Here is an 18,282-nt window from a genome sequence, read left to right on the forward strand (position 1 = left end):
TAATCTTAGTATAGCATAGTTACAATGATATAGACATATGGTGCAGTGAAAAGTATGCTGTCCAGTCGGTCCAAAATACCACCGTGTCCTGGTATGATTGTTCCGAAATCTTTGATCTGTGTCTGGCGCTTCATAGCTGATCCGACTAAGTCACCAATCTGAGATGCTACCGAACCGAAAATACCGATTATAAAATACATGGGTAATGTCACCCATGTGTCTACAAATCCATATTGTTGCATCGCCACACCAAAGGCTGTACATAAAATACCTGCACCTAGAACACCACCGACGGCGCCTTCTATGGTTTTTTTGGGACTTAATTTTGGTACCATCTTATGCTTTCCGAAATTCACCCCTACAAAGTAGGCAGCACTATCACTTCCAAAGGCTATGATGAATATTAGCCAGACGGACCATATACCATCCGGCGTCGTCTCTCTTACTAAAGCAATATGTAGCAACAGATAGAGGATGTATATCATACCAAAGGCTAGGAAGCCTAATTGTTCCAACGTAATCTTTGGGTACTTAAAAACATATACACCTAGAGAAAAAGCAATAAATATCAATACAGATAGATTTAAATAAGTATAGTCACCCATCCAGAAGAAGCCATAGGTCAACACAACCAATAAAAATGCCATACCCCGAAGGCCTTGATTTTCTAGCTTCACAGCGTTAAAAAATTCATGGAGGCCGATGATGGTCGCACCACATAAAACGATGATTAAAGGTAGTTTACCATACCATAATAAAAAAATGATTAACGGCAATAATATAACCGATGTTATGATTCTAGCTTTCATCTTTAAGGCCTCCAAATCTTCTGCTTACTTTGTTGTAGGCTTTTATCGCCTCCATTAGGTCATCACTGGTGAATTCCGGCCAATGCTTTTTCACAAAGAAAAATTCACTATAAGCCAATTGCCAAATCAAGAAGTTGCTGGATCTGACTTCGCCACTGGTCCTTATCATAAGTTCCGGATCCGGAATATCCTTGGTATCTAAAAAGTCTCCAAATAGTTTTTCATCCAATTCAATATCTGGATGCTTTTCTTTTTCTATTTCATAAGCTTTAATCGCTCTAATAATCTCATCTCGGCCGCCATAATTAATGGCAATCTGCAAGGTTAAGCCTGTATGGTTTTTTGATGCAACCTCTAAGCTTTCAATGGCTTCCCTGATGTCAGGATCCAAATCCGATCTTCTTCCGATTACAACCACCCGCATATTGTCTTTTTTGGCGTTTTTAATGCTATCTTTTAAATACTGGCGCAATAACCCCATCAAGAAAGAAACTTCCGTAGAAGGTCGCTTCCAATTTTCAGTTGAAAATGCATACACTGTAAGGTACTTGATACCCATATCACTAGCAGCACGTGCAATGACTTTCAGGTTATCACTCCCGCTTTTATGCCCATAGGTTCTATTCTTACCTTGTTTTTTTGCCCATCTTCCATTACCGTCCATGATAATAGCGACATGTTTTGGTATTTTTAATTGATCTGTTGTTGTCATATCGGCCATAGCCACCTCAATATAAAATAGTTTTGACACTTTAATCATATTCATGCATCTACTAAAACGCCCCTCCAACGAGGGGCAGTCTCTGTATCTATTGGTTTACTTATACGGTCATGATTTCTTTTGTCTTGTTGGTAACGTGGTTATCTATATCCAAGATAAATCGATCTGTTAATTTTTGAGTCTGATCTTCCAAGTCCTTCAAGTCATCTTCTGTGATTTCACGGGCTTTTTCAGCTCTTTTGAAATGATCAATGGCATCACGTCGTATGTTTCTTATGGCTATTTTAGAATCTTCGCCTTTTTTCTTGATATCTTTTGTAAGTTCCATACGTCTTTCTTCCGTTAGCTCCGGAAAAATCAAACGGATGATTTTACCATCACTATTTGGTGTTATACCGATGTCTGAAGCATGTAGGGCTCTTTCAATATCCTTTACAATCTTAACATCCCAAGGTTGAATCATAAGCACACGTGCTTCCGGTACTGTTATATTACCGACTTGGTTAAGAGGTGTCGGTTGACCATAATAATCAACTGTCACCTTGTCAAGAACATGAGGGTTAGCGCGCCCTGCACGAATACTGAGAAACTCACCTTCAAGTACTTGGACCGTTTTTTCCATCTTGTCCTCGTATTTCTTTAATTCATCATACATACTAAGTCCTCCTATACCGTTACAACGGTTCCATTTATTTTGTCACTGATAGCGTTGACAATACTGTCCTCATCATTCAAGTAAAATACAGACATGGGCATCTTGTGCTCCAAACACATAATCGCTGCCGTATGGTCCATGACTTTGAGATTCTTTGTTATAACTTCCGATAAACTGATGGAATCAAACTTAATCGCTTTATCATTGGTCTTAGGATCTGAGTCATAGACGCCATCGATATTTTTAGCCAGTAGTATAACCTCTGCCTCAATCTCGATAGCTCTAAGTGCAGCGCCTGTATCGGTCGAAAAGTAAGGATGCCCTGTACCGCCGGCAAAAAAAACCACACAGCCGTTTTTCAAGTGGTTTAAGGCTGAATCCTTGGAGAAACGTTCTGTCATCATACCCACTTCAAAAGGCGTTTGTACTATGGTATCAATACCAATGGTTCTAAACATGGCCGATGTATATAAGGCGTTCATAATGGTCGCCATCATACCAATCTCATCCGCTTTGGTACGATCCATGATTTTACTGCTTCTGCCACGCCAGAAGTTACCACCACCAATAACCACACCGATTTGGACACCTTTATCAATCAGTTTTTTTACTTGGTTTGCTACAACCATCACATTGGTTTCATCAAATCCTACAGACTTGTCGCCTGCCAGTGCTTCACCACTTAGTTTTAACAATACTCTTTTATAATTAGACATCTCAACACCTCTAATAATTAATTTAACATAAGTTTGGATTATTTACCAGTCTAAAAAAAAGAAGCACCAACGTGCTTCTTCATTTATTCTTTTAGCCTTGCATTTGTCGTGCAACTTCTTCAGCAAAGTTTTCTGATTTCTTCTCAATACCTTCGCCTGTTTCAAAACGAGTAAATGCCTTGACTTTAATGTTAGCGCTTTGTTCTTTAGCTACTTGCTCAACATACTTCGCTACCGTAAGGTCTCCGTCTTTTACATAGGGTTGATCCAATAAACAGATTTCTTTGAGTTGCTTATTCAAACGCCCGATAATCATTTTATCAATGATGCTGTCCGGTTTATCTGGGTTTTCATTTTTTGCTTGTTCTTTTAGAATTGCACGTTCTTTTTCTATATAGTCTTCTGATACTTCTGAACGGTCAACATGAAGTGGGCTTACTGCAGCAATCTGCATCGCAAGATTACGTCCACATTCAACAACAGCTTCGTTTACAACATCTGACTCTAGTTCTACAAGTACGCCGATCTTACCACCCATATGGATATAGGACGCTACAACTCCGTTTTCTACCACTACTTTTTTGAAACGTCTAATTTTTAGGTTTTCTCCAATAACAGAAATCTTACTGGTTAAAACTTCGTTCACAGTTGAACCGGAAACAAAAAGACTTTCTTCTCCTAAGAAGCTGTCTATATCTTCTGCTGTCGTTTTTGCAGCTTGTTTGGCCACTTCTTGAACATAGTTCTTGAATAAGTCATTTTTCGCCACAAAATCCGTCTCTGAATTCACTTCAACAATTGAAGCAATGTTGCCATCAACAAATGTATCTACAAGTCCTTCTGCTGCTATTCTACCTGCTTTTTTAGCAGCTTTTGCGAGACCTTTTTCTCTAAGTACCTCTACTGCTTTTTCCATATCACCATTTGCTTCAGTCAATGCGTTTTTACAATCCATCATGCCTGCGCCGGTGCTCTCTCTTAGTTCTTTTACCATTGCTGCTGTTACTGCCATGATCTTACCTCCATAATGTTATCTTATTTTTTGTTGACGTAAAAAATGCTTCAACCATTAAGGGTTGAAGCATCAATGGTTTTATTCAGCTGCTACTTCTTCTGCTGGATGGTTTTGTAATCCTTGATTTGCTTCAATAACGGCATCTGCCATTTTGCCTGTTAATAATTTTACGGCTCTGATGGCATCATCGTTACCTGGAATAACGTAATCGATTTCGTCCGGATCACAGTTTGTGTCTACGATGGATACAAGAGGAATATTTAAAATATGTGCTTCTTGTATTGCAATTCTTTCTTTTCTTGGATCAACGATGAAAATAATGTCAGGAATCTTTTTCATTTCCTTGATACCACCAAGGTTTTTCTCAAGTTTTTCCATTTCATGTTTCATACCGATTACTTCTTTTTTTGTGTATAGATCAAATGAACCATCTTCTTGCATTCTTTCAAGCTCTTTCAATCGTTTTACACGGCCTTGAATGGTCTTGAAGTTTGTTAACATACCACCCAACCATCTTTGGTTGATGTAGAACATGCCACAACGCTCTGCTTCTGATTTGATGGATTCTTGTGCTTGCTTTTTCGTACCGACAAACAATACTGTACCACCGTCTGCTACTACATCTTTGATTGCGTAGTATGCTTTGTCAACAAGTCCGGTTGTCTTTTGTAAGTCAATGATGTATATCCCGTTTCTTTCAGTGTAGATATACTCTTTCATTTTAGGGTTCCATCTTCTTGTTTGATGTCCGAAGTGAACTCCTGCTTCTAATAATTGTTTCATTGAAATAACGCCCATTTTAGTACCTCCGTTTTGGTTGATTTCTTCCGCATTTTTCATCTTTTTCACAGACCACCCTTTGGTGGCACCTTGTCAAAAATCCAAATGCGTGCTATTTTCACGTCTGCTATTGTATCATATCAAAGTCACATTAGCAAGCATTATTCATTCAATTTTGTCCATGATCAGCACAATTTATAAGCCAAAAAAAGCCTAGAGAAAAATAAAGGAAGTAACCTCTACTCATTCGAAGTTCCTTCCTTATAATCCATACCATAGCTTTTCGCCATCTTTATAATATAATCCTTTGTTAGTAAATCAACATCCTTGATTTCTGTTATATAGATCATGCCTAAGTCTCTGGCCATTTCTACAATTTCTTCTGTGGTTGGCGTCGCTTCGTTCTGTTTCGTTTGTAGACTGACGATGAGACCATAAAAAACGATGGACATGATAATCAAGGTTGTCCCAACGCCTTTTAAAAAACCTTTTACTTCCATTTTTTCCATATGAACCTCATTCAAATAAATTGATGACCAACTGTACTTCACCTTGGCCGATGTTTAAGATTTTGGCTATTTCAGCTGCTTGATAACCTTGATGTTTCATTTCCAATATCTTTATATTGGTATTGGTGGAAGCTGCTTGCAATGTTTTTTCTTCTGTTTTTTCTTCTGTTTTAACCCTTGTTGGCTCTTTTGAGTCCACGCGTATCAAGGTATCATCAAATCGTGTCGTCTGAATTTGACGTACCAATTTCTCCTTTTCAGAAATCATTTGATAAAGGAATAAGAGTTCTTTATGTTTTTTTTCCATCTCTTTTTGAACATAGTCATGGTATTCGTTCATTTCTACGATTTTTTCATTAATAATGCTAATTTGTTTTCGAAAAGTTTCGTCATCAAGGGCTGCTTCATCTTGATTCAGTGTCTTTTTAGTCCTATCATATAGGAAACTTAATACGATAAACAATATACCTACTGCAATAAAACTTAGTGTTAACCCATCATATATTGTCACATCATGCTCCTAAATTCTTATATCAATTTTATGGTCAGATTTTGGTGGTTGTACCGGTTCCTGAAAACCATTTTTATTGCCTTTTTTTCGATTGTTCTGATAGTCATTACGTCCTTTTTTACGAGCATCCGCATCCGTACCCGCTTTGGCATCCTTTTGTGATGCGAAGACAGTTTGCCCTTCTTTGTGCCGCCCTCTATCCGTAGCTACAGAGCCCTGATCCTGTAACAATCCTGATTTTTGTTGGTCTAAATGACTGATTCTTGAAACTTCTGACATCTTTGGTATGGCAACTTGCAAATCAATGGGTCTAATAGGCATGAGCACACCTCCTTAATCCAGATCCGTCTGGTTTGAAAACAAATGCTATAGCATAAAGCCTAAAGTGATGATACTTTTATATCGGCACCTTTTTTAGTAATGATAACACCTTTAATCTCATCCCTGATATGTGTGCTTATATTTCCAATCGATATCTTAACACCGGTATAAAGTTCGTTGCTAACTTTTACAACGCCGGCATTTTTATTTTCTACTTCTGTTTGCATGGTTTCATATTTCTTTTTGCTTTGCGTCAACTTGTTGGTTAGAAAAATCTTGTTTCGTACAGCTGACATATACATTTCCTGCTTATCATCATCCAATTTTCCTGACATTTCTTTTCTTTTGTTAAGGAGTTGAATGACTTGTTCTATTTTTGATAGCTCGCTTTCCATTTTGGGGATTTCTCTTTTTAGTTCTCCATATTCGGATAGCATTATGGGATCAATACCAACTTCCACATTGGTAATAGTACCCATATGGGAACCAAGAATCCTAGTGGTTACGCCTTGTCCGGCGCGTACTGTACCACCTGAAATCATACCTTTCTTACCTTCTACAGTGATGGTGCCTTTACAGGTTACGATACTATGTAATATGGCTTCACTATGAACATCACCTCCAGCAGTCACATTGGCGTTTTCAATATATTTGGCCTTAATATTATTGGCCGCCTGTATATTGCTTTTTCCCATGCCCTGTATACCTTTATGAAGTATGATACTACCGCCCGAAATAATCTCTGCACCTTCTACGACACCAAGTACCTCTACATCGCCTCTGGCTTTAACCTTGAAGCCAGTAATCACGTTACCATGTACGATGACTGTACCGTCAAAATCAATGTCCCCAGTAGAGTTTCCCACATTGTTTGGTACATCATAGGCATCATTGACAACAACTTTATCATCTACAATCTTAACGAGACCATCACACGCGGCATAGAGCTCTGTCTTATCTTCATTAATCGTGATGTTCTTACCATACTTTAATTTGACCAACTTGGCCTTCTTAGGTGTAAGTAAATTCCCATGAAGATCGATACCGTCAACGCCTTTGATGCCTGGTATCAACCTGGATAAAAGTTGGTCTGTTTTTACATGAGCAATAACATTCAACTTATGATAATTAACATTCCCATCCGCATCCATCGTAGGGCGTACATCATTTTCCGTCTTAAAATAATGTTCAATAACGGCTTCTGTTTCGTGGGTTGGTGGTGTTCCTTTGGCAATCAAATAAGCACTATTGACTTCTCTTTCTATTTCAAGTGCTTCTAACAACTCAATGTCTACACCATGCTTGACGCCTCTTGAACCCAAGTCTTTAATGATTTCTTCTTTGTTAAAGGGTCTGCTTGACTTATAGAATGTTATATAAGCCGACATTTTATTTTCAGATATCTCAATTCTAAAATATTCTTCATTTTCATCTGACACTTCAATTGGTTCTGCTATTTTCATCTCTATGCGCTCAAAGCCCTCCATCATTAATAGTTCTTCTAATGATGCAAGGTCATACATTTCAATATTCATATTTTTTAGTTCATTCTTTATTTCTTGAATTTCTACGTTCTTTCCGCCATCTTTTGCTTCAAAAACTTCTAAATAAAACCCATCATTATTTGTTTTAATCTCAAAGTAGCCGTCGTTAATATTCGCTCCCATAAACACCATCCTTTATAGTGATGATAGCAATTCAATATTATTCCCCAATAATTGCTTCATTTTCCCAAGTGCCTTTGTGTGTAACTGACTGATTCTTGATTCTGATACCTCCATGATATGGCTAATTTCTTTTAATGTTAATTCTTCATAATAATACAAGGTGATGACCTTACATTCTTTTTCTGATAAGCTGCTTATGGCATCAACCAACATTTTTTTCAATTCTTTTTTTTCTAAATTCGCTTCAGGCAACATGAACCTTGATTTGTTAAGGGGTTCTACGTTATTTTCTCCACCTTTTTCAACATAATCTTCCAAAGAAGTGAGTTTTAATGCTTTTGTCTGATCTTGCCATTTTAAATACTCATCGACTGAAATATTCATTTCCTCAGCCATATCCATATCTGTAACAGGTCTGTTCAGTTCTGATTCTAACTTCTGATATGTGCGTTCGATGTCCTTCTGCTTTTTCCTTACGGATCTTGGAATCCAGTCCATTTTTCTTATGTTATCTAGAATGGCACCTCTAATTCGAAGTGAAGCATAAGTCTCAAACTTAATGCCTTTGTCATAGTCAAATTTGTCAATGGCATCTATAAGTCCAAATACCCCATAACCTACTAAGTCATCAAATTCAACATTATTGCCTAAATACATACTTAATCTGCCGGCCACATATTTGACCACTTGAGCGTATTCTATGATCAACTGTTCTTTGATTTTTTTGTCTTTGGTTTGGCTATATATCTCCCATAGCTTATCTGTGCTTTGCTTTTCCATTGTGTGCCTCCATATAATTAGGATTCATCATCTATGTCTTTAGACGCTTCTTTTCCTTCTTCAAGGCTTTTAACTTCCCTGTCTAATAATTGTTTCTCCTTTTCTCTGGCCGTTTGATCTGCTTTTTCGGTAATTCTATTTAACATCATCTGTATTACCGTACCCAAGATAAAAAAGATAATCAAAACAATCATCAAAGTATACACAAGATGATTCAAGGCGTATTTGGAAATCATGCTAATAACTGTAACAATAATGCCAGCTATCAGCATTATAATGATGTTCAGATTTTTAAATGGCATAATGACCTCACTATATTGTTTTTGGCGGTTTACCTATTGTCTTGATGAGTAAATCTCCAGTTTCTGAGTAGAACTCTATGGTCCTACCATAGTTTTCACCTATATCTTCAGATAATAACCTAATCCTTAATGCATCGAGCTTCTTTTTTGAAGCAATTGCGTTTCTCTCTCCGATTCTCATTAAGTCATTGGTGCTACCAAATGAAAACATTTGAGCACCTCCGGCTATCTTGGACACAAGTCTATTTCTTTTGGCACCTAAAACTTCCATATCTTTGATGAGCTGATCAATCGCTGTATCTGCAAATTTTGCTACATTGCTGTTATTTCTAATTTGCGTACTATCCGGTAGCATTACATGGGCTAAACCGCTGACTTTTGTGATAGGATCATATAATATGATGCCGACACAAGAACCCAAACCAAGCGTTGTCAGAACATCTGGCGATTTACAAGTATTTAAATCCGCCATCCCCACTTTAATCATATTTGCAGCCATTAAGTATCAATCCCCAAACTTCTTAATATTATGCCATATGAAGGCATGTCCGGTATTAGAATGAAATACCCAAAAACATTTTCACGGTCACCACCAAAATCTGTTTGAATCAGAAGTGCTTTGTCACCTACCTTACCAAACTCGATAGCAGGTACACTGAGTATGGCACCTGCCATATCAATTGCCATATAGGGTATTGTTGCAAGAATTTTCAGATTGGTCAAGGAGGACAATGAGGATAAATAAGCACCTGATATGATGTTGCCAATCTCTTTTAATGCTGATAAATCCATCTCATCAAAGTCATCAAAGTTATCAATATTCTTACCCATGAGCATGTTAATCAGTATATGGGCTGCTGACTGTTCAAGAACAAACATAATCATACCGCTAATTTCGCCTTCTAGACCCAGCAGGATACCAACAATTGGGTTTTCCGCACCGCCTAGAACTTCTGATAAATCCTTAAACTCCAATACTTTTACAACCGGTATACCCATGTCAATGCGCCTGTTAATCAATTGTGATAAAGCTGTTGTCGCATTCCCGGCTCCGATGTTTCCGATTTCTTTTAAAATATCCAGTTGTACACTATCAATGTTATCAAAATTATCCATCATCACCTAATCCTTTCTATGCTTTCAAAGGGTCATTCACCTTGATGAGCTCTTCAATGTTTAATAGCGTCACAAGAGACTCTCCTACTTTTCCCACTCCAAAAACATAGGCATCTTTTTCTTCATGTGATTCTCTACTGATATTGTCGATGTCAGCTTCTGATAACTGGATAACTTCTTTGACTTCATCTACGATCAAGCCAATCTCATTGCCCTCTAACTTGACAAATATGATACGCGTATTGTCCGTTAGGACATCTTCTTCCATATCAAATTTTAATCTTATACTCATGACCGGTATAATGTCACCACGTAGATTAACGACGCCTTTTATATAATAAGGGGCTTTTGGTACACGGGTGATATTAATCATTCTTACAATGTTTTGTACAAATTGAATGTTGATGCCGTATTGCTCAACACCTAATTTTACTACAATAAATTGAGATAATTCCATTTTTTGTGCATTTTCATTATTATCCATATTAATACCCTCCATTATACCAGTGAATTAACGTCAAGTATCAGAGCTACTTCACCGTCACCAAGTATCGTTGCACCGGCAATCATCTTCAAGTTCGTTAAGTATTTTCCTAGTGTTTTGATAACGATTTCCTGTTGTCCAATGAGTGAATCTACCACAAAACCAGCCAACTTGTCACCTTTGTTTACTATAACCACCGTTATGGATGTTTTATTCTCATTTTGTGCCTGTAGGTCTAATTTATCATGTAGTCTGATGATAGGAATGACACGTCCTCTAAGGTTGATGACTTCTGAACCCTGAATATATTTGATATCCGAGATTTTGACATCTTCGATGTTTTGAATGGAATTAAGTGGTATTGCGTATTTTTCTTCATTCAAGTGTACCATCAATGCCTGTATAATCGCTAAGGTTAGTGGTAATCTAATGATGAAAGTACTACCTTTACCAAGTGCAGTCTTAACTTCAATGTCACCGCCAAGGGCTTCTATCTTAGTCTTAACAACATCTAGACCAACGCCACGACCGGATACATCTGAAATCTTATCCGCGGTTGAAAAACTTGGTCTAAACAACAATTCTATGATTTCTTGATCGCTCATCGTGTTCGCTTGATCATAGCTAATCGCACCACTATTAATGGCTTTGTTTTTCACTTTAGTTACATCAATACCCGCGCCATCTTCACCGACTTCAATAACAACATTGTTGCCGTCTTGATATGCCTTAAGATATACGTTGCCTGTTGCATCTTTACCACTTCTTACACGAGTATCCGGTGTCTCAAGGCCATGATCTCCTGCGTTACGAATAAGATGTACCAATGGGTCTCCTATTTCATCAATAACTGTTCTGTCAAGCTCAGTCTCTTCACCTGACATATGTAAGACCATTTGTTTGTTCAGTTTTCTGGACAAATCCCTTATAAGTCTTGGGAATCTATTAAACACTCTTTCAATCGGTACCATTCTAACTTTCATAACGGCATCGTGCAGATTGGTTGTGATTCTTTCTAAGTATTCAATTTGTTCAGAAAAATTGGTGTTTGTATTCTCAACGGTAAGTAATCCGTTCTTAATAATGATGAGCTCGCTTACTAGATTCATTAAAGTATCTAGTCTTTCAATGTCGACCCTAACCGTTCTATTGGTTACAGGTTTATTGGCAGACTTAGAATCCGTATCTTTTGTTCTTCCTTTTTGTTGATCTTCCTCTTCATCCTTTAAGTCATCTTCATCACTTACAGGCGCAGTAATCGCTGTTTCAAGATCAACTTCATCAATTAAAACTTTTTCCACTTCAGCAATATTCCCCAAATCATGTTTAAACTTATCTTCACCTTCTGAGGACACCACTACAACCGAAAAATCAAAGTCAAATTTTTCATCTTCTATGTCTTGAACGGCTGGATCTGATTTTATGATTGATCCAAGTTTTTCCAGTGTTCTAAATATAATGAAAGCTCTTGCTGATTTAAGTACACAACCTTCTGATAAATAGATGGTTATGCCAAAACTTTTTAGGTTCTCTTTTTTCGCCTGAACAACAGCATGTCGTTCAAAATCAGTAAACACAAGAGCTTGATGTTTTCGTTCGTTTACGATTTCATCTGTCTTTGTATCTTGACTTACCGTTGCTTCCGCTTTTGTGGTTGCATTGGCTGATTTTTTATCACCATTTAGGGCAGCATTAAGCGCATCGATGATCGCTTTATATTCTTTCTCACCTTCGTTACCGGTTTGAACAATGGATTCTACATATTGCTCTAAAGCATCCAGACATTTGAACATTGTGTCTAATAAATTGGCATCAATTGCCATATTCCCCAGTCTGATTTCTGATAATACGTTTTCCATGTCATGGGTCAGTTGGTTCATCCGCTTAAAGCCCATGGTTGCCGCCATACCTTTTAAAGTATGAGCTGATCTAAATACTTCGTTAATTAAATCCTTATCACTTGGCTTACTTTCTAGGGCCAATAAGCATGTGTTTAGGCTTTGTAAATGTTCTTTTGACTCATCAATAAAGATCTCTAGATATTGACTTACGTCCATTAAAGCACCCCCAATTTCTTGGTAATCGTTTCTGATATTTTATTTAGTGACACAATTTCGTTGGCAAGACCGGCCTCTACCACTGACTTTGGCATGCCGTATACGACACATGAAGCTTCATCTTGAGCAACGATATGAATGTTTCTCTGACCACATAGTTCTTTAAGTCCCAACGTGCCATCTGCTCCCATACCCGTCATAATTACACCAACATATTCTCTCTGCCTAAGCTTGGCTATTGAGCGCATCATAACATTTACAGCCGGTTTATGACCGCCAACAGGTTCTTCATTCGATAGCTCTATGAATAAAGTACCATCACTTTTCTCGCCCACAATCAAATGACGATCTCCCGGTGCTATATAAGCCCAACCGTTCTTGATGACATCACCATGCTCTGCTTCTTTGACGTTAATACTGCTTAATTGATCCAACCTATTTGCCAATGATTTTGTGAATCCAGGTGGCATATGTTGTACAACTACAATACCGGCATCAATATTGGAAGGTAGATAAGGCAACACGTATTGGAGTGCTCTTGGACCACCCGTTGATGTGCCAATTGCAACAAGCTTATTACTCACACCTTGCTTCGTTGTCATCTTTGCTGCTTTTTGACTCGAAATAATTGTACTGGCCGTTGGTGGTTTCATTTCTACAACCTTACGTTTACCAACATTGGCTGCTAAAAAGAGTTTCTCCAACAACTCTACTTTGACTTCTTCTGAATTAACCTTGAATATGTTACTTGGCTTGCCTAAAAAATCTATGGCACCAAGCTCCAATGCTTCTATCGTCTCTTTTGCACCTTCCTTTGTGAGGGTGCTCATCATAACAACCGGTGTTGGCATTGTTGATTGAAGCTTTTTTAACATGGTTAGTCCATCCATGACTGGCATTTGAACATCTAATGATATAACATCCGGGTTTAGCGCTTTAACCTGTTCAAGACCTTCTTTACCGTTAGATGCTGTTCCGACAACTTCAAATCTACTGTCAGAACTAATTATATCACTAATTACCCTTCTCATGAATGCAGAGTCATCAATTATGAGAACTTTTTTTGTTTTTTCCATCTTCATCACAATCCTTTTTTGTTTTTTCTACGGCGTCTTTCCTCTTCAAAAATAAATTTTATGATTATTTCTCTTTCTTCTATCGTTATTTCATCAAAGACAACGCGATTTTCATAGATGTTATCTTGTGCTCTCAAATTGGATGATTCTACTATGACACCTGAAAGATAGAGATGGCATTCTTCCTGTTCATAGTTCAATTGTAAGTGATTGATAACGCCTTTCTTATCCAATAATTTTTTCTTGGAAGTAAAGCGTATACCTCCACCACTGATGTCAAGAATAATACCTTCTTCCCATTCACCATTATCATCATCTTTGTAGTGAAACGTCAACATACAATCCAAGCGATAGTATTGCCTGCGTTGATATTTTTGAAGTGCACTATGAACCTCAAGTTTAATGAGGTATAGGTTATCATCTCTTATACGCTCGGTCACCGCTACTTCACATCTATATAAGCCATTGCTTGTATAAACACACATACCATAATTCTGGTTGAGCTCTAAAGAAATAATCCTACCGCTTTCCATAGGTGCCAGTATAATGATTTCTCCCTCTTCTGAGACTTCCTGTATCTTACTTATATACTTTTCTTGTTTTTCTCCCATGAGTTGTTGAACTTCAAGTTCAATCTTATCCCCTACCTCAATACCTTTATACATAGCCACCATCCTTATGTGAATTTTTTCAATCTTAATATATTATTAAAAAGGTTGCCAAGTCCTCGCTCTTGTTCCGGTTGTGGTGTTCCGTTAATCATTCTGTCTGCCAATTCTTCAAACCCCTTCGTGATGATGGATTTTGGGAAAAGAATGGAGACAGGCTTTTGTTCAACGACAGCTTTAACCAAGTGCTTGTCGTTCGGCAAATACCCTATATTCGTTAAGTCTAAGTCAAGGTATTTATTGGTAACCTTATTCAACTTGTTAAAAATCTCTTTGCCTTCTGCTATGGTATCTGTTCTGTTTACCAGTAGGTTGATGAGTTTTTGGTCAACATTGTTATGACGACGCTTAATGGCTTTTAAAACCGCATAGGCATCTGTTATGGATGTTGGCTCAGGGGTTGTTACTAATAGTACTTCACTTGAAGCTGCTACAAAGTCAAGAACTGAATCCGATATACCTGCACCCGTATCAATAATTATTATATCAGCTAAACGGTCCAGTTCATATAGTTTTTCAATCATAAAGGCCAACTGGTTTTTATCCAAACGTAATAGTTCTTGAACACCAGAACCGCCAGAAATGAATTCAATGCCAAGTGGACCTGATGTAAGAACCTCTGTAATATCCTTGTTATTATAGATCATATCAAACATATTATATTTAGGAACAATGCCAAATATAACCTCTACATTTGCCAGTCCAAAATCTGCATCAAAAATAATAACCCTTTTTCCAAGTTTTTTAAACTGAATAGCCAGATTCACAGATACATTCGATTTCCCGACGCCACCTTTACCGCTTGTCACGGTAATGACACGAGCGCCAATAGGTTTTATACTTGCATCAGCTCTTTTTACAATATTTCTTAGATTAGCCGCTTGATCCATATCATTCATTGCCCCCTAATACTTGTCTAGCAATTTCATGTGGATTAATGTCACTGATATCATCAGGAACGTTTTGTCCAAATGTCACATAAGATAGCTTAGCCCCAGTCGCTAGTTTCACATTCAATACATTACCATAACAAGTCGTTTCATCCAGTTTTGTGAATATTATTTTGTAATCTGTCATTGTGTCATACACACTGGTAATGTTCATCAGGTCTTTATAACCCGTTGCTACACTTAGTACAAGATAAACCTCTTTTTCATCTACAGCATTTAATAGCCCTTTTAATTCATTCTGATGTTCTATATTCTTATGCGATCGACCTGCAGTATCAATCAGTATTAAGTCTTTGTCTTTGAAGTCATTGACCGCTTCAGTTAATTCTTCCTTTGTATACACGACTTTAATGGGAATGTTTAAGATATTCGCATAGGTTCTTAGTTGTTCTACTGCAGCAATTCTGTAAGTATCCGAAGTGATGAGTGCCACATCCTTACCCATATTCAGTGTGAAGAAGGATGCAATTTTGGCTATTGTCGTCGTCTTACCTACACCTGTTGGCCCAACAAAAAAAACCGTGTTTTTTTTGTCCTCATTAATAGTCGCATGATCGGATAACAGTTTGATGATTCGTTTATAAACGACAGCAATAACATCTGTGACCTCTTCTTGATCATCACTGTTCAAACCTGAAATACCGGCTGTCAGTTGGTTTACAATCTCTTCTCGGACCTCATGGTCGATGAGTTGTTCATAAACCTCTTTGATGACAGATGCATTCACAACTTCATGGCTACTTTCAACTTCTTGTGTCTCCATCTTGTCTCTTCTGTTTTCATCCGGTAATTTGTCGATTAGAGATTTAAACTTCTCAAGATAAGCCTTTGCTTCATTTTCTTCCTCCTGCATCCGTTCTTGCACAACCGGTTGTTGGAAGGTTTTTTGTGTCTGCCTTTTTCTTAGGAAGTTAGGCTCCCTATCACCATCATCCAAAAGACTATGGTCATCAAGGGCTGCCGTCACTTCTACATAAGGTTTTTTGAAGAGCTTGTAGAAACCTCTTGGCTTTATATTCTTAACACTAACGATTAAGGCTTCTTTTCCCAGCTCTTCTTTCACTTTGAGCATGGCGTCCTTTTCATTGGCGCCCTCATATTTTCTGATCTTCATTATATGGTCACCATCCCCACTGATTGTAATTCGATAGTTGGATCAAGTTCACTATAGGATATGACAATAATATCCGGATAACGTTCCTCAATCATTCTTTTATAATATATTCTAACGATAGGTGACGTCAAGATAATTGGCACGCGTCCAGATGCAACTAATTTCTCAGCTTCTGATCCTGTTGCCTTTAATACCTTTTCCATGGATTCCGGATCTAAAGTAAGATAGGTCCCTTGCTCGGATTGTTTGACATGGTCCATAATCAACTGTTCTATCGTCGGATCTAAGGTGATGACTTGATTGGTTTCACCATCAAAGAATTTTGCACTTATTGAACGTTTTAGTGCTTGTCTTACATATTCAGTCAATAAGTCCGGGTCCCTAGATACACTTGCGTTATCTGCTAGAATCTCAAAGACAGTTACCAAGTCTCGAATGGAGATACCTTCTTTTAACATGTTCATAAGCACTTTTTGAATCTCACCAACGGACAGTAGTTTTGGTACTAATTCTTCTACCAGTGTCGGATGATTTTCACTTACGTTATTGATTAATATTTTGACATCTTGTCGTGTTAGAAGTTCATGTAGATGCTCTTTTACAATCTCTGTCAAATGGGTTGCGATGATTGAAGGTGGATCTACAACGGTATAACCAAGGGTCTCGGCTCTTTCTCTCTGTCCTTCCGTTATCCATAATGCTGGGAGTTTGAAGGCCGGTTCAATCGTCTCTATACCATCAATCTCCTCTTCTACATATCCGGGGTTCATGGCCATATAATGGTCAAAAAGAATCTCACCTTCTGCTATCTGCGTGCCTTTGATTTTGATGATGTATTGATTTGGATTCAGTTGAATGTTATCCCTAAGTCTTATAATAGGAACTATTGTTCCTAATTCTAAAGCAATCTGCCTACGAATCATGACCACCCTATCCAGTAGATCACCGCCTTGGCTGACATCTGCAAGTGGAATGATACCATAACCAAATTCCAATTCAATCGGATCCACTTGCAATAAGGATACGACATTTTCCGGCTTCCTAACCGCCTCTGCTTCAACATCTTCTGACGAGATTTCTTCTTCAATTGCTTGAACTTGCATTTCAGTTTGCATCCTTCTACCTACTAAAACGATACCAAGTCCGAATCCACTGACGATAAATGGATTAAGTGGGGTAACGATGCCAAGAAAAATCAACACACTTCCTGCTAAGTAGAGTACTTTTGGCATTGAACCTAACTCTTTTAACAATGTATCACTAACATCGGCTTCTTTTGATACTTTGGTTACCAAAATACCGGTTGCAAGAGAAATCAACAGTGCAGGAATCTGACTGACCAGACCGTCACCAATTGTAAGTATGGTGTAAACACTAAGGGCTTCACTGACTTCCATACCCTTGTTAAAAATACCAATTAATATACCGCCAGTAATGTTGATCATGGTTATGATCAATCCGGCTATGGCATCTCCTTTTACGAACTTACTTGCACCATCCATGGAACCGTAGAAACTGGCTTCATCTTGGATTTTTTGTCGTCTTTCTCTGGCTTGAAGTTCATCTATAAGTCCGGAGTTCAAATCCGCATCAATGGCCATCTGTTTACCGGGCATAGCATCTAGTGTAAACCTTGCTGCTACTTCTGCAACTCTCTCTGATCCTTTTGTAATAACCATAAAGTTGATGATGACCAAGATAATAAAGATGACGATACCGACGACCAGGTCACTACCACCTACAAAACCTCCAAAGGTCTCAATGACGTTACCGGCTTCACCTGTTGTCAATATTAATCTGGTAGAGGAAACGTTTAGAGCCAAACGATAGACGGTTACAAAAAGTAATATGGATGGGAAAGAAGACATTTCAAGTGCTTCTCTCGCAAAAAGTGCATTGAACAATATAATGAGCGCTAATGCAATATTTAAGGTGATGAATAAATCCAAGAAGATAGAAGGTATAGGTAATATCATGATGATTATGGCCATGATAAGAAACATACCAATAATGATATCCCCAGCTTTCATC

Annotated in this window: 21 protein-coding genes; all 21 read right to left on the reverse strand. The window is 37.9% G+C overall.

The genetic code is table 11. The features are described from left to right. Nucleotides 1–5: 5 nt before the first annotated feature. Complete coding sequence (locus PATL70BA_RS02075) at nt 6–809, reverse strand: phosphatidate cytidylyltransferase (protein WP_125135820.1); 804 nt, start codon at nt 807–809, stop codon at nt 6–8. Beyond that, nucleotides 799–1,569 carry an isoprenyl transferase gene (locus tag PATL70BA_RS02080; RefSeq protein ID WP_330510163.1) on the reverse strand — a complete coding sequence of 257 codons (771 nt, stop codon included), beginning with the start codon at nt 1,567–1,569 and terminating at the stop codon, nt 799–801. The genes PATL70BA_RS02075 and PATL70BA_RS02080 overlap by 11 nt, the downstream gene beginning before the upstream one ends. Before the next feature lie 61 nt (nt 1,570–1,630). Next, on the reverse strand, nt 1,631–2,185 hold the full coding sequence (gene frr, locus PATL70BA_RS02085) for a ribosome recycling factor (protein WP_125135821.1): 555 nt from the start codon (nt 2,183–2,185) through the stop codon (nt 1,631–1,633). A gap of 11 nt (nt 2,186–2,196) precedes the next feature. Continuing rightward, entirely contained in the window at nt 2,197–2,901 is a 705-nt protein-coding gene (pyrH, locus tag PATL70BA_RS02090) for a UMP kinase (protein ID WP_125135822.1), read from the reverse strand. 91 nt (nt 2,902–2,992) lie between these two features. Next, the gene (gene tsf, locus PATL70BA_RS02095) at nt 2,993–3,913 is read right to left on the reverse strand and encodes a translation elongation factor Ts (RefSeq protein WP_125135823.1); all 921 of its coding nucleotides are present in this window, start codon (nt 3,911–3,913) and stop codon (nt 2,993–2,995) included. A gap of 81 nt (nt 3,914–3,994) precedes the next feature. Continuing rightward, complete coding sequence (gene rpsB / locus PATL70BA_RS02100; protein WP_125138378.1) at nt 3,995–4,714, reverse strand: 30S ribosomal protein S2; 720 nt, start codon at nt 4,712–4,714, stop codon at nt 3,995–3,997. Between the two features lie 221 nt (nt 4,715–4,935). Next, on the reverse strand, nt 4,936–5,205 hold the full coding sequence (locus PATL70BA_RS02105) for a hypothetical protein (RefSeq protein ID WP_125135824.1): 270 nt from the start codon (nt 5,203–5,205) through the stop codon (nt 4,936–4,938). A gap of 7 nt (nt 5,206–5,212) precedes the next feature. Beyond that, nucleotides 5,213–5,716 (reverse strand): DUF6115 domain-containing protein, encoded by a 504-nt coding sequence (locus PATL70BA_RS02110; protein WP_125135825.1) that lies wholly within the window; start codon nt 5,714–5,716, stop codon nt 5,213–5,215. A 9-nt stretch (nt 5,717–5,725) separates the two neighbouring features. Beyond that, nucleotides 5,726–6,037 (reverse strand): hypothetical protein, encoded by a 312-nt coding sequence (locus PATL70BA_RS02115; RefSeq protein ID WP_125135826.1) that lies wholly within the window; start codon nt 6,035–6,037, stop codon nt 5,726–5,728. A 59-nt stretch (nt 6,038–6,096) separates the two neighbouring features. After that, nucleotides 6,097–7,704 carry a DUF342 domain-containing protein gene (locus tag PATL70BA_RS02120; RefSeq protein ID WP_172596060.1) on the reverse strand — a complete coding sequence of 536 codons (1,608 nt, stop codon included), beginning with the start codon at nt 7,702–7,704 and terminating at the stop codon, nt 6,097–6,099. Nucleotides 7,705–7,716: 12 nt separating this feature from the next. Continuing rightward, nucleotides 7,717–8,484, reverse strand: coding sequence for a FliA/WhiG family RNA polymerase sigma factor (locus PATL70BA_RS02125; protein WP_125135828.1), 768 nt, complete (start codon nt 8,482–8,484; stop codon nt 7,717–7,719). 17 nt (nt 8,485–8,501) lie between these two features. Then, entirely contained in the window at nt 8,502–8,786 is a 285-nt protein-coding gene (locus PATL70BA_RS02130) for a hypothetical protein (protein WP_125135829.1), read from the reverse strand. A gap of 10 nt (nt 8,787–8,796) precedes the next feature. Continuing rightward, entirely contained in the window at nt 8,797–9,285 is a 489-nt protein-coding gene (locus PATL70BA_RS02135) for a chemotaxis protein CheD (protein ID WP_125135830.1), read from the reverse strand. After that, the gene (locus PATL70BA_RS02140) at nt 9,285–9,905 is read right to left on the reverse strand and encodes a chemotaxis protein CheC (protein WP_125135831.1); all 621 of its coding nucleotides are present in this window, start codon (nt 9,903–9,905) and stop codon (nt 9,285–9,287) included. Before PATL70BA_RS02140 ends, PATL70BA_RS02135 begins: the two co-directional genes overlap by 1 nt. 13 nt (nt 9,906–9,918) lie before the next feature. Next, complete coding sequence (locus PATL70BA_RS02145; RefSeq protein WP_243115950.1) at nt 9,919–10,386, reverse strand: chemotaxis protein CheW; 468 nt, start codon at nt 10,384–10,386, stop codon at nt 9,919–9,921. Between the two features lie 14 nt (nt 10,387–10,400). Further along, nucleotides 10,401–12,443, reverse strand: coding sequence for a chemotaxis protein CheA (locus tag PATL70BA_RS02150; protein ID WP_125135833.1), 2,043 nt, complete (start codon nt 12,441–12,443; stop codon nt 10,401–10,403). Then, nucleotides 12,443–13,519: a protein-glutamate methylesterase/protein-glutamine glutaminase gene (locus PATL70BA_RS02155; protein ID WP_125135834.1), complete on the reverse strand. Its 1,077-nt coding sequence runs from the start codon at nt 13,517–13,519 to the stop codon at nt 12,443–12,445. The genes PATL70BA_RS02150 and PATL70BA_RS02155 overlap by 1 nt, the downstream gene beginning before the upstream one ends. Before the next feature lie 5 nt (nt 13,520–13,524). Next, nucleotides 13,525–14,184: a flagellar brake protein gene (locus tag PATL70BA_RS02160; RefSeq protein WP_172596061.1), complete on the reverse strand. Its 660-nt coding sequence runs from the start codon at nt 14,182–14,184 to the stop codon at nt 13,525–13,527. Nucleotides 14,185–14,195: 11 nt separating this feature from the next. Beyond that, on the reverse strand, nt 14,196–15,086 hold the full coding sequence (locus tag PATL70BA_RS02165; RefSeq protein WP_243115951.1) for a MinD/ParA family protein: 891 nt from the start codon (nt 15,084–15,086) through the stop codon (nt 14,196–14,198). Further along, the gene (gene flhF, locus PATL70BA_RS02170; protein WP_125135836.1) at nt 15,079–16,251 is read right to left on the reverse strand and encodes a flagellar biosynthesis protein FlhF; all 1,173 of its coding nucleotides are present in this window, start codon (nt 16,249–16,251) and stop codon (nt 15,079–15,081) included. Before flhF ends, PATL70BA_RS02165 begins: the two co-directional genes overlap by 8 nt. Next, nucleotides 16,251–18,281 (reverse strand): flagellar biosynthesis protein FlhA, encoded by a 2,031-nt coding sequence (gene flhA / locus PATL70BA_RS02175; RefSeq protein WP_125138380.1) that lies wholly within the window; start codon nt 18,279–18,281, stop codon nt 16,251–16,253. The genes flhF and flhA overlap by 1 nt, the downstream gene beginning before the upstream one ends. Nucleotide 18,282: the final 1 nt, after the last annotated feature.

The organism is Petrocella atlantisensis (genome assembly GCF_900538275.1).
GTDB classification, from domain to species: domain Bacteria; phylum Bacillota; class Clostridia; order Lachnospirales; family Vallitaleaceae; genus Petrocella; species Petrocella atlantisensis.

What these genes read in the sequence shown, in the direction of transcription:
- PATL70BA_RS02075 (WP_125135820.1), bottom strand. Translation starts at nt 809, where the DNA reads ATGAAAGCTAGAATCATAACATCGGTTATATTATTGCCGTTAATCATT.
- PATL70BA_RS02080 (WP_330510163.1), bottom strand. Translation starts at nt 1,569, where the DNA reads ATGATTAAAGTGTCAAAACTATTTTATATTGAGGTGGCTATGGCCGAT.
- frr (WP_125135821.1), bottom strand. Translation starts at nt 2,185, where the DNA reads ATGTATGATGAATTAAAGAAATACGAGGACAAGATGGAAAAAACGGTC.
- pyrH (WP_125135822.1), bottom strand. Translation starts at nt 2,901, where the DNA reads ATGTCTAATTATAAAAGAGTATTGTTAAAACTAAGTGGTGAAGCACTG.
- tsf (WP_125135823.1), bottom strand. Translation starts at nt 3,913, where the DNA reads ATGGCAGTAACAGCAGCAATGGTAAAAGAACTAAGAGAGAGCACCGGC.
- rpsB (WP_125138378.1), bottom strand. Translation starts at nt 4,714, where the DNA reads ATGGGCGTTATTTCAATGAAACAATTATTAGAAGCAGGAGTTCACTTC.
- PATL70BA_RS02105 (WP_125135824.1), bottom strand. Translation starts at nt 5,205, where the DNA reads ATGGAAAAAATGGAAGTAAAAGGTTTTTTAAAAGGCGTTGGGACAACC.
- PATL70BA_RS02115 (WP_125135826.1), bottom strand. Translation starts at nt 6,037, where the DNA reads ATGCCTATTAGACCCATTGATTTGCAAGTTGCCATACCAAAGATGTCA.
- PATL70BA_RS02120 (WP_172596060.1), bottom strand. Translation starts at nt 7,704, where the DNA reads ATGGGAGCGAATATTAACGACGGCTACTTTGAGATTAAAACAAATAAT.
- PATL70BA_RS02125 (WP_125135828.1), bottom strand. Translation starts at nt 8,484, where the DNA reads ATGGAAAAGCAAAGCACAGATAAGCTATGGGAGATATATAGCCAAACC.
- PATL70BA_RS02130 (WP_125135829.1), bottom strand. Translation starts at nt 8,786, where the DNA reads ATGCCATTTAAAAATCTGAACATCATTATAATGCTGATAGCTGGCATT.
- PATL70BA_RS02135 (WP_125135830.1), bottom strand. Translation starts at nt 9,285, where the DNA reads ATGGCTGCAAATATGATTAAAGTGGGGATGGCGGATTTAAATACTTGT.
- PATL70BA_RS02140 (WP_125135831.1), bottom strand. Translation starts at nt 9,905, where the DNA reads ATGATGGATAATTTTGATAACATTGATAGTGTACAACTGGATATTTTA.
- PATL70BA_RS02145 (WP_243115950.1), bottom strand. Translation starts at nt 10,386, where the DNA reads ATGGATAATAATGAAAATGCACAAAAAATGGAATTATCTCAATTTATT.
- PATL70BA_RS02150 (WP_125135833.1), bottom strand. Translation starts at nt 12,443, where the DNA reads ATGGACGTAAGTCAATATCTAGAGATCTTTATTGATGAGTCAAAAGAA.
- PATL70BA_RS02155 (WP_125135834.1), bottom strand. Translation starts at nt 13,519, where the DNA reads ATGGAAAAAACAAAAAAAGTTCTCATAATTGATGACTCTGCATTCATG.
- PATL70BA_RS02160 (WP_172596061.1), bottom strand. Translation starts at nt 14,184, where the DNA reads ATGTATAAAGGTATTGAGGTAGGGGATAAGATTGAACTTGAAGTTCAA.
- PATL70BA_RS02165 (WP_243115951.1), bottom strand. Translation starts at nt 15,086, where the DNA reads ATGAATGATATGGATCAAGCGGCTAATCTAAGAAATATTGTAAAAAGA.
- flhF (WP_125135836.1), bottom strand. Translation starts at nt 16,251, where the DNA reads ATGAAGATCAGAAAATATGAGGGCGCCAATGAAAAGGACGCCATGCTC.
- flhA (WP_125138380.1), bottom strand. Translation starts at nt 18,281, where the DNA reads ATGAAAGCTGGGGATATCATTATTGGTATGTTTCTTATCATGGCCATA.